The organism is Massilia sp. Mn16-1_5, assembly GCF_004798585.1.
Lineage (GTDB): Bacteria > Pseudomonadota > Gammaproteobacteria > Burkholderiales > Burkholderiaceae_D > Telluria.
In genome coordinates, this window is sequence record NZ_PPXQ01000031.1 from 22,976 (window position 1) to 32,863 (window position 9,888).

At 64.6% G+C, this 9,888-nt stretch carries 10 protein-coding genes; 2 read left to right on the plus strand and 8 right to left on the minus strand.

Annotation, left to right across the window (positions count from 1 at the left end; all coding sequences use genetic code 11):
- Nucleotides 1–127: 127 nt before the first annotated feature.
- From C2862_RS24005 to C2862_RS24035, 7 genes are all read right to left on the minus strand, one after another.
- The gene (locus C2862_RS24005; RefSeq protein ID WP_136223424.1) at nt 128–829 is read right to left on the minus strand and encodes an ABC transporter ATP-binding protein; all 702 of its coding nucleotides are present in this window, start codon (nt 827–829) and stop codon (nt 128–130) included.
- Entirely contained in the window at nt 822–1,574 is a 753-nt protein-coding gene (locus C2862_RS24010; RefSeq protein ID WP_136223426.1) for an ABC transporter ATP-binding protein, read from the minus strand. Before C2862_RS24010 ends, C2862_RS24005 begins: the two co-directional genes overlap by 8 nt.
- Nucleotides 1,571–2,548, minus strand: coding sequence for a branched-chain amino acid ABC transporter permease (locus C2862_RS24015; protein WP_229467583.1), 978 nt, complete (start codon nt 2,546–2,548; stop codon nt 1,571–1,573). The genes C2862_RS24010 and C2862_RS24015 overlap by 4 nt, the downstream gene beginning before the upstream one ends.
- A 71-nt stretch (nt 2,549–2,619) precedes the next feature.
- The gene (locus tag C2862_RS24020; protein ID WP_136223430.1) at nt 2,620–3,486 is read right to left on the minus strand and encodes a branched-chain amino acid ABC transporter permease; all 867 of its coding nucleotides are present in this window, start codon (nt 3,484–3,486) and stop codon (nt 2,620–2,622) included.
- A gap of 73 nt (nt 3,487–3,559) precedes the next feature.
- Nucleotides 3,560–4,762, minus strand: a complete 1,203-nt coding sequence (gene pcaF, locus C2862_RS24025) for a 3-oxoadipyl-CoA thiolase (RefSeq protein ID WP_136223432.1) — start codon at nt 4,760–4,762, stop codon at nt 3,560–3,562.
- A 10-nt stretch (nt 4,763–4,772) separates the two neighbouring features.
- Nucleotides 4,773–5,411, minus strand: coding sequence for a CoA transferase subunit B (locus C2862_RS24030; protein WP_136223434.1), 639 nt, complete (start codon nt 5,409–5,411; stop codon nt 4,773–4,775).
- Nucleotides 5,408–6,073, minus strand: coding sequence for a 3-oxoacid CoA-transferase subunit A (locus tag C2862_RS24035; RefSeq protein WP_136223436.1), 666 nt, complete (start codon nt 6,071–6,073; stop codon nt 5,408–5,410). Before C2862_RS24035 ends, C2862_RS24030 begins: the two co-directional genes overlap by 4 nt.
- 166 nt (nt 6,074–6,239) lie before the next feature.
- Between C2862_RS24035 and C2862_RS24040 the strand changes: the two genes are divergently transcribed.
- Entirely contained in the window at nt 6,240–7,085 is an 846-nt protein-coding gene (locus C2862_RS24040; RefSeq protein ID WP_136223437.1) for an IclR family transcriptional regulator C-terminal domain-containing protein, read from the plus strand.
- Between the two features lie 149 nt (nt 7,086–7,234).
- Here the strand turns inward: C2862_RS24040 and C2862_RS24045 are convergent, their stop codons facing one another.
- Nucleotides 7,235–8,329: a porin gene (locus tag C2862_RS24045; protein WP_136223439.1), complete on the minus strand. Its 1,095-nt coding sequence runs from the start codon at nt 8,327–8,329 to the stop codon at nt 7,235–7,237.
- Between the two features lie 223 nt (nt 8,330–8,552).
- Here C2862_RS24045 and C2862_RS24050 point away from each other — a divergent pair, with 223 nt between their 5' ends.
- Nucleotides 8,553–9,725 (plus strand): ABC transporter substrate-binding protein, encoded by a 1,173-nt coding sequence (locus C2862_RS24050; protein ID WP_136223441.1) that lies wholly within the window; start codon nt 8,553–8,555, stop codon nt 9,723–9,725.
- Nucleotides 9,726–9,888: the final 163 nt, after the last annotated feature.

A 9,888-nucleotide genomic window follows, 5' to 3' on the forward strand; every position in this document is an offset into this window, starting at 1 on the left:
ATTTTTGTGTATGCGCCCGAGGGCGCTTTTTTTGTAGGGCGGGCATGCCCGCGTGATACGCGGCGGCAAGATCTTCGAGCAGGTCGTCGCGGCGGATACGTATCAACGCGGGCATGCCCGCCCTACGTTACGCTACGGCCACGAGTCGATCCAGCTTGTCGCCGTCGGCTAAAAGGCTCGCAGAATCGGAATCATGGACAATGCGGCCGCGATCCAAAACGATTGCCCGTGAAGTGAGTGACAGCGCCAGGCGCGCATGCTGCTCCACGACAATGACGGACATGCCCTCTTCCGCCACCAGCTTGCGAATCACCCGCACCAGCTCCTGCACGATGATCGGCGCGAGTCCCTCCATCGGCTCGTCCAGCAGCAGGATGCGCGGATTCGTCATCAGCGCACGGGCGATCGCCAGCATCTGCTGCTCGCCGCCCGACAGCTGGTTGCCCATGTTTGCGCGGCGTTCGTGCAGGCGCGGGAAGATCTCGTAGATCTTGGCCAGGTTCCAGGGACCGGGACGGGCGACCACGGTCAGGTGCTCCTCGACCGTCAAGGACGGGAACATGTGCCGCTCCTGCGGCACCCAGCCCAGGCCCGTGCGCGAGCGTTTATAGGTCGGCACGCGCGCGATGTCGGCGCCGCCCCAGCGAATGGAACCTTTATGCAGGCGCGTCAGGCCCATCAAGGTGACCAGCAAACTGGTCTTGCCGACGCCATTGCGGCCCAGCAGCGCCAGGCTGTCGCCCTCGTTCATCGTGAACGACACGTCCTCCAATACGATCGACTCGCCGTAGCCGGCGGTGACTTTGTCCAATGCCAGCAGTTCAGCCATGTTCCACCTCGCCCAGATACACTTCCTTCACGCGCGGGTCGGCGGCGATTTCGGCCGGCGTCCCCTCGGTCAGCACCTTGCCGCCCACCAGCACCGTGATGCGGTCGGCAAAGCGGAACACGAGGCCCATGTCGTGCTCGATGAAGAGCACCGTCACGTCGCGCGGCAAGGCCGCGATGACCTCGAACAGTTCCTTGCTCTCGGCGGACGGAATGCCGGCGGCCGGTTCGTCCAGCAGCAGGATCTTCGGTTTTGTGGCCAGCGCCAGCGCGATCTCGACCAGGCGCTGCTTGCCGTAGGCCATGCTGCGGGTGATCGAATTGGCTTCCTTGGTCAGCTTCAGGGTCGCCAGCAGCTCCATCGCCTCGGCCACTACCTCGTCATGCTTCTCGACCGTCTTCCACCACACCTTCTGCAGGCCGCGGCGCTCGCAGATCGCCAGCACGACCGATTCCAGCACCGTCATGCCCGCGAACAGCGTGTTGATCTGGAAGGTGCGCGTCATGCCCATCTTCACGCGCTCATGCTGCGGCAGCTTCGTGATGTTCTCGCTGCCCAGGTAGACCGCGCCGCTGCTCGGCGGGAAGCCGCCGGTCAGCAGGTTGATGAAGGTGGTCTTGCCGGCGCCGTTCGGGCCGATCAGCGCGTGGCGTGCGCCCGGCTCGAAGGTCAGCGAGATGTCGGTGTTCGCCTTGAAGCCGCCCCACTGCTTGGACAGGCCTTCGGTACGCAGGGTATTGGTCATGCTGCCTCCTTGCGCTTGAAGCGCGCAATGATTTTCTCCGCGCCGCCCATGATGCCGCCGCGTGCGAACAGCACGATCAGCACCAGGAACAGGCCGATGTAGAACTGCCAGTAGGCCGGATCCAGGCCCGAGATCTTGTCCTGGGCCACCATGAACACGGCCGCGCCGATCAGGGCGCCGTACAGGCGTCCGGTACCGCCCAGCACCAGCATGATGAGGAGCTCCGCCGAACGCGGGAAGCCGAGTACGTCGAGGCCGACGAACTGGGTCGTCTGCGCCAGCAGCGCCCCTGCCATGCCGGCGACGATGGCGGCGACGGTGAAGATGGCTTTCAGGCGGCGGTCGACGTGGGCGCCGATGGCCGGCATGCGGCGGCCGCCTTCGCGGATGCCGCGCAGCGACATGCCGAAGGGCGAGTTCACCAGGCGGCGCATCAGCACGAACAGGATGAACAGCACGCCGAAGCTGTACCAGAAGGCCGTCTTGCCGAACAGGTCGAATTCGAAGACACCGAACAGATTGCTCATCGCCATGCCCGACAGGCCGTCGACGCCGCCGGTGATGAAGGCTGCCTTGTTGGCCGCTTCGAACAGCATCAGGCCGATGCCGAGAGTCACCATCAGGCGCGCCAGGTCCTGGCCGCGCACGACCAGGAAGCTGACGATCAGGCCGGCGATACCGGCCACTACGCCCGCCGCCAGCAGCCCGGAAATCGGCTCGCCCCAGCCATGCACCGACAGCAGGCCGGCCGTGTAGGCGCCGAGCCCGAAGAAGGCCGCGTGGCCGAGCGAGACGATGCCCGCATAGCCCAGGATCAGGTCGAGCGACAGCGCGAACAGGCCGACGATCATGATCTGGCTGATCAGGACCAGGTAGTCCGGGAAAAGGAAGTAGGACGCCACCGGCAGCAGCCAGAACACGATCTCGAGCGGCTTCCAGCGGTCGTTCGGCAGGCGCAGCGCGGATTTGTCCATGGCAGGCACAAGTTGGTTGTCGGTTGCGCCGGCGGCGCTCTTGGCTTTCAGAGCCGAGCTGGAAAAGGCACTCATGCTTTCCTCCGTACCAGACCAAACGGGAACAGGATCAACAGGACGACCATCAGCGTGTAGATCACGAAGGCGCCCACTTCCGGCACATAGTATTTGCCGGCGACGTCGAACACGCCGAGGATCAGGGCCGCGATCAGCGGACCCTTGATGGAACCGGCGCCGCCCACGGCCACGACCAGCAGGAAGTAGACCATGTACTTGACGGGGAAGCTCGGGTCCAGGCCCAGCACGTCGATGCCGAGGCCGCCGCCCAGGCCGGCCAGGCCGGAGCCGAGGGCGAAGGTCAGGCTGAACACGCGGCTGACGTTGATGCCGAGGCCGGCGGCCGCGGTCTGGTTGTCGACCGAGGCGCGGATCTGGGCGCCGAAGCGGGTACGCTCGATCAGCAGGTACAGGCCCAGCGTCACCAGCACCACGACCGCGATCAGGAACAGGCGGTAGGCGCCGAGATCCAGGCCCAGCACGTGGACCTGGCCGCGCAGCCAGTCCGGCAGGTTGACCGGCTGCTGGGTCGGGCCGAACAGGAAGGTGGCGCCGGCGACGGCCATGAAGGTCAGGCCGATCGAGAACAGCACCTGGTCGAGGTGGGTCGCCTGGTAGAGCTGGCGGTAGAGCGTGCGCTCCAGCACCAGGCCGATCACGGCGGCGGCGATGAAGGCGAGCGGCAGGGTCGCCAGGAAAGGCATGCCCATTTTTTGCAAAAGGGTCACGCAGACATAGCCGCCGACCATCGCAAAGGCGCCGTGCGCCAGGTTAATGAAGTTCATCAGGCCCATCGTGACGGATAGACCCACGCTGATCAGGAAGAGCAGGCTGCCATAGGCGATGCCGTCGAAGAGCACGCCGACGAAATTACCGATCATGGCCGCCTCCCTGTCTTGTAGTGCTGGTTCATGCTGTGTCTCCTGCTTGTAATAGTGTGCTGCCCGGACTGCCTCAAACGCGTTCGATCACCATCGCGATCCCCTGCCCCACGCCGATGCACATCGTGCACAGCGCGTAGCGTCCGCCGGTGCGGTGCAACTGGTACATGGCGGTGGTGACCAGGCGCGCGCCGCTCATGCCCAGCGGGTGCCCGAGGGCGATGCCGCCGCCGTAGGGGTTCACTCTTGGATCGTCGTCGGCAACGCCGAGTTCGCGCAATACGGCCAAAGCTTGCGATGCGAAGGCTTCATTGAGTTCGATGATGTCCATCTGGTCGATGCTCATGCCGAGCTGGGCCAGCAGCTTCTTGCTGGCCGGCGCCGGGCCGATGCCCATCACGCGCGGCGGCACGCCGGCGGTCGCCATGCCGACGATGCGCGCGCGCTTGGTCAGGCCGTATTTCTCGGCCGCTTCGGCGCTGGCGATCAGCACGGCGCAGGCGCCATCGTTCACGCCCGAGGCGTTACCGGCCGTGACCGAACCTTCCGGATGCACGACGCCCTTCAGCTTGGCCAGCGCCTCGATGCTGGTTTCGCGCGGATGTTCGTCCTTGTCGAAGGCAATATGATCGCCTTTTTTCTGCGGGATCAGCACCGGGACGATCTCGTCCGCGAACAGGCCCTCTTTCTGGGCGCGCGCCGTCTTTTGCTGGCTGGCCAGGGCAAATTTATCCTGGTCTTCGCGCGAGACCTTGTAGTCGACGGCGACGTTCTCCGCCGTTTCCGGCATCGAATCGGTGCCGTACTGGTGCTTCATCGCCTTGTTCGGGAAGCGCCAGCCGATGGTGGTGTCGTAGATCGCGGCCTGGCGCGAGAAGGCGGCGTCGGCCTTGCCCATCACGAAAGGCGCGCGCGTCATCGATTCGACGCCGCCGGCGATCATCAGCCGGGTCTCGCCGGCCTTGATGGCGCGCGCGGCGATGCCGATCGCGTCCATGCCCGAGCCGCACAGGCGGTTGACGGTGGTGCCCGGCACGTCGGCCGGCAGGCCGGCCAGCAGCGAGGACATGTGGGCGACGTTGCGGTTGTCCTCGCCGGCCTGGTTGGCGCAGCCGAAGATCACGTCGTCGACCTGCGTCCAGTCGACGCCCGGGTTGCGGCGCATGAGTTCGCGCAGCGGGATCGCGCCGAGGTCGTCGGCACGGACATCCTTCAGGGAGCCGCCGTAGCGGCCGATCGGCGTGCGGATGGCATCGCAGATGAATGCGTCAGTCATGTTCGTCCTTTCAGGTCGCCAAAAGAGGCGCGGAGGTGACGGCTTGCAGCTCGTCGAAGGTGAGGCCGGGCGCCATCTCGAGCACGCGCAAGCCATCGGGCGTCACGTCGAGCACGGCGAGGTCGGTATAGATGCGGTTCACGCAAGCCACGCCGGTCAACGGGTAGGTGCATTCGCGCACGATCTTGCTCTCTCCACTCTTGGTCTGGTGGTCCATCATCACGAAGACCTGCTTGGCGCCGATGGCCAGGTCCATGGCGCCGCCGACGGCGGGAATCGCATCCGGCGCGCCCGTATGCCAGTTGGCGAGGTCGCCCTTCTCCGACACCTGGAACGCGCCCAGCACGCAGATGTCGAGGTGGCCGCCGCGCATCATGGCGAAGGAATCGGCGTGGTGGAAATAGGCGCCGCCGGTGAGGATGGTGACCGGCTGCTTGCCGGCGTTGATCAGGTCCTCGTCTTCCTCGCCCTCGGCGGGCGCCGGGCCCATGCCGAGCAGGCCGTTCTCGCTGTGCAGGAAGACTTCGCGGTCGCTTGGGAGGAAGTTGGCCACCTTGGTCGGCAGGCCGATGCCGAGGTTGACGTAGGCGCCCTCGAAGATGTCTTGCGCCACGCGGGCGGCGATCTGGTCACGCGAGAACTTGTTCATGCTGCCTCCTTCACCACGCGCTGGACGAAGATGCCCGGCGTGACGATGTTTTCCGGATCGAGTTCGCCCAGCTCGACGATCTCGTTCACCTGCGCGATCGCGACCTTGGCCGCCATCGCCATGATCGGGCCGAAGTTGCGTGCGGTCTTGCGGTACACGAGGTTGCCCCAGCGGTCGCCTTTATGTGCCTTGATGAGCGCGAAGTCGGCGTGGATCGGCGACTCAAGCACATAGTGGCGGCCATCGATCAGGCGCGTTTCCTTGCCCTCGGCCAGCAGGGTGCCGTAGCCGGTCGGGGTGAAGAAGCCGCCGATGCCGGCGCCGGCGGCGCGGATGCGTTCGGCCAGGTTGCCCTGCGGGGTCAGTTCGAGTTCGATTTCGCCGGCGCGGTACAGCGCGTCGAAATGGTGGGAGTCTGTCTGGCGCGGGAAGGAGCAGATGATCTTGCGCACGCGCTTGGCAGCCAGCAATGCCGCCAGGCCGGTGTCGCCGTTGCCGGCGTTGTTGTTGACGATGGTGAGCTCGCGCGCGCCTTGCGCGATGAGTGCATCGATCAGCTGGGCCGGCATGCCGGCATTGCCGAAGCCGCCGATCATGACGGTCGCACCATCGTGCACGTCCGCTACGGCCTGCTCCAGCGATTCAAAGGTTTTGTCGATCATGTCTCCACCTTGGTGTGCACGATTGATCGTGCTTGAAATATGGGAGGTGTTGTTCGATAATCGCACTAATGGTTGATTACCGCCCAACCAGTGTAGTAGCACGCTGGCCGAAAGGTCAAGATAAAAAGACCAATTGGATCGCCCTCCCCTGCATTAAAATCGCGCCATGACAAAATCGACAACGCATACCGACGGGCCGGAGAGCCTTGATTCCGCAGAAGAACGTGAACCGACGATCGCCGAGCAGATCGACGCCCTGACCGACCCCAGCTTCATGACCTCGCTGGCACGGGGCCTGGCCGTGGTGCAGGCCTTCAGCGATTCGCGCAAGCCGCAAACCATCGCCCAGATCAGCCAGAAGACCGGCATCCCGCGCGCGGCCGTGCGCCGCTGCCTGTACACGCTGCAGCAGCTCGGCTATGTCGATGCCGAGCTGAATAATTTTTCGCTGCGCCCGAAGGTGCTGACCCTCGGCTACTCCTACCTGTCGTCGACGCCGCTGACGGTGTCGAGCCAGCCCTACCTGAACGGCATCAGCCGCGAGCTGGGCGAATCCTGCTCGCTGGCCGTGCTCGACGATGGCGAAGTGCTGTATGTGGCGCGCTCGGCCGCGTCGCGCGTGATGTCGGTGGCCCTGAACACGGGCAGCCGCCTGCCGGCCTACTGCACCTCGCTCGGCCGCGTGATGCTGGCGCACCTGGCGCCGCACGAGCTGGATGCCTATTTCGAGAAAGCCCGGCTGAAAGCGATGACCGACAAGACGGTCACCAGCCAGAAGCGCCTGCGCGAGATCCTGGCGCAGGTGCGCCAGGACGGTTACGCGATCAACGACGAGGAACTGGAACTGGGCCTGCGCTCGATCGCCGTGCCGGTGCGCGGCGCCTCGGGCCAGGTGCTGGCCGCGCTGAACGTCGGCGCCCAGGCCGGGCGCGTGAGTGCCGAGCGCATGCGGCAGGAGTTCCTGCCCGTGCTGCAGCGCGGTGCGCAGGAGTTGGCCGTGCTGCTGCCGTAAGGCTTCTCGCTGTTTTTCAACCAACGTATCCGAACCTCGAGAAACCGTAGCGAGCGGAAGAAATCTTGGCCGAGAAGCGCAGCTGTACGAACGTACAGCGAGCATCGCAGGCCAAGAGTTCGACGCGCAGTAGGTTTATCGAGGTTCGCTCAGAAGTGGTGACGCAGACCGACCATGACGCCGTTCTGCGCCAGGCCCGCACCCACCGTACCACCCGCATCCAGCGCCACCGCCGACGCGCCCTTGTTGTCCATGCGGCCAACCGCGCCGTAGACGAAGGTCCGCTTCGACATCGCATAGGTCAGGCGTGCCACCAGCATGTTGACGTCGTTCGGCGAGTCCTTGGTGTCGCGGCGCGCCACCTGCAGGTCGCCGACGAAGGAGCCGAACGGATGGCTCACGCCCAGGTAGTAGAGGTTCGATTCCGAATCCCCGACCGTGGCGTTCGCATCCGTGTCGCGTGCGATCACGCCGCCGCCCAGCTTGGTCGGGCCGAACATCACATACGCATTGACCGTCTTGCGCACGTCGGTGTTGTCGCTGCTGGTCAGGCCGCCGGCGGCGCCGACGTTGCCGTGCAGCTTGTCGTAGGACGCGTTCAGGCCCCAGGCCTTGGTTTCATAGCCGATCAGGCCCGTCACCTGGCGGCAGGCCTTCGAATCGCCGCCGACTTCGCCTGCGCAGTTGGTGGCGGCAGGGCCGCCCGCGCTCGAGGCGTCACGGCCGAAGCTGTAGGTCGCGCCCAGCACGAATCCGTTGAAGTTGCCCATGTAGCCGATCGCATTGTCGCTGCGCGCGTTCGGCAGGTAAGGATCGATCGAGCCGATCGCGAACAGGTGCGGGCCGAGCACGTCGGTTTTGAGGCCCGAGATATAGGTCATGTTCTGCTGACGGCCGAGGGTGATGGTGCCCCATGCGCCCTTGATGCCGACATTCGCCTGGCGGCCGAACAGGCGGCCGCCCTGCTGCTGGGTGCCGGTGTCCAGCGCCAGGCCGTTTTCCAGCACGAAGAAGGCCTGCAGGCCGTTGCCCAGGTCCTCGGTGCCGCGGAAGCCGATACGCGAGGGGAAGGAGCTGGTGAGCGATGGGACCTTGGTGATCGAATCGCCTGCACTATTGACGTTGGTCAGGTGGGCGATGCCGCTGTCGACGATACCGTAGATCTGGACCGCGGTCTGCGCGTTTGCTGCCGACGCGGCCAGGCCGCACATCAGCGCCACAGCGCTGCAGATGGTGTTCTTCATGTTGTCTCCGTGTTTTATTGGATAGAGCTTTAAAGCAGGCTTTTCAAGCATTGCGTTCGATTAACGAACAAGAGGTTGTTAATCGAACACAAAGCCGATACTATGGTTGTCACGCAAGCTTGTCAACAATATGCTTGCGGGGGCGTCGATGCAGTTGTGATAAGGACACGGCCGCGCCACGCTGCCCCAAGGCGTCCGACAAGACCAACCACAGGAGACAAAGATGAAGTTCACGACGATTGCCGCGGCCCTGGCCGCCACCGCTACTTTTGCCATTGCGCCCGCCGCGCTGGCCCAGGGCACCATCAAGGTCGGCGTGATCGCCGCCTTCTCCGGCCCCTTCGCCGACTACGGCAAGCAGATGGAAGGCGGCATCAAGGCCTGGATGGCCCAGCACGGCGATACCGTGGCGGGCAAGAAGATCCAGATCATCTACAAGGACACCACCGGCCCGGCGCCGGAAGTGGCCAAGCGCCTGGCGCAGGAACTCGTGGTGCGCGACAAGGTCGACTTCCTGGCCGGCTTCGGCCTGACGCCGGAAGCCCTGGCCGTGGCGCCGATCGCCCAGCAGGCGAAGAAGCCGATGATCATCATGAACGCGGCCACCTCCGTCATCACCACGAAATCCGACTACATCGCGCGCTTCTCGATGACGCTGCCGCAGATCTCGGCGCCGATGGCCGACTGGGCGGTCAAGAACAAGGTCATGAACGTGGCCACCGTGGTGGCCGACTACGGTCCCGGCATCGACGCCGAAAAGGCCTTCAGCGACCGCCTGGTGAAGAGCGGCGGCAAGATCGTCGAAGCGATCCGCGTTCCGCTGCGCAATCCGGAATTCGCCCCCTTCATCCAGCGCATCAAGGACGCCAAGCCGGATGCCGTGTTCGTCTTCGTGCCGGCCGGCGAGCAGTCGATCGCCTTCATGAAGGGCTACCGCGAACGCGGCCTGGCCGCAGCCGGCATCAAGGTCATTGCCACCGGAGATTTGACCGACGACCACGTGCTGCCGGCAATGGGCGATGCGACGCAAGGCGTGATCACCACCTTCCACTATTCGGCCGCCCATAAATCGCCCGAGAACGACGCCTTCCTGAAGAGCTTCGCTTCCGCCAACCCGCAGGGCGGCCGTCCGAACTTCATGGCCGTGGCGGCCTATGACGGCATGAACGCGATCTACCAGGTCAGCAACAAGCTGAAAGGCAAGATCGACGGCGACGCGGCAATGGGCGTGCTGAAAGGCATGAAGATCCAGAGCCCGCGCGGCCCGATCACCATCGACCCGGCCACCCGCGACGTGGTGCAGACCGTGTATGTGCGTAAGGTCGAAATGGTCAATGGCCAGCCGTACAACGTTGAATTCGACCAGTTCACGAACCAGAAGGATCCGGGCAAGTAATTGCCGAACTGGATGTAAAGATACGTAAATACGGCTGTAGATACCGTCTTGCTCGTCAAGCCTTACATCGCAAATGTTGGATCGTAGGGCTTGCCGGTCTGGACGACACCAAAGCACAGATGCGCCAGCTTACGCATTGCAGCGCCGATAGCGGCCATCTTGG

Coding starts and splice junctions, on each gene's coding strand:
- C2862_RS24005 (WP_136223424.1), bottom strand. CDS start 829: ATGGCTGAACTGCTGGCATTGGACAAAGTCACCGCCGGCTACGGCGAG.
- C2862_RS24010 (WP_136223426.1), bottom strand. CDS start 1,574: ATGACCAATACCCTGCGTACCGAAGGCCTGTCCAAGCAGTGGGGCGGC.
- C2862_RS24015 (WP_229467583.1), bottom strand. CDS start 2,548: ATGGACAAATCCGCGCTGCGCCTGCCGAACGACCGCTGGAAGCCGCTC.
- C2862_RS24020 (WP_136223430.1), bottom strand. CDS start 3,486: ATGATCGGTAATTTCGTCGGCGTGCTCTTCGACGGCATCGCCTATGGC.
- pcaF (WP_136223432.1), bottom strand. CDS start 4,762: ATGACTGACGCATTCATCTGCGATGCCATCCGCACGCCGATCGGCCGC.
- C2862_RS24030 (WP_136223434.1), bottom strand. CDS start 5,411: ATGAACAAGTTCTCGCGTGACCAGATCGCCGCCCGCGTGGCGCAAGAC.
- C2862_RS24035 (WP_136223436.1), bottom strand. CDS start 6,073: ATGATCGACAAAACCTTTGAATCGCTGGAGCAGGCCGTAGCGGACGTG.
- C2862_RS24040 (WP_136223437.1), top strand. CDS start 6,240: ATGACAAAATCGACAACGCATACCGACGGGCCGGAGAGCCTTGATTCC.
- C2862_RS24045 (WP_136223439.1), bottom strand. CDS start 8,329: ATGAAGAACACCATCTGCAGCGCTGTGGCGCTGATGTGCGGCCTGGCC.
- C2862_RS24050 (WP_136223441.1), top strand. CDS start 8,553: ATGAAGTTCACGACGATTGCCGCGGCCCTGGCCGCCACCGCTACTTTT.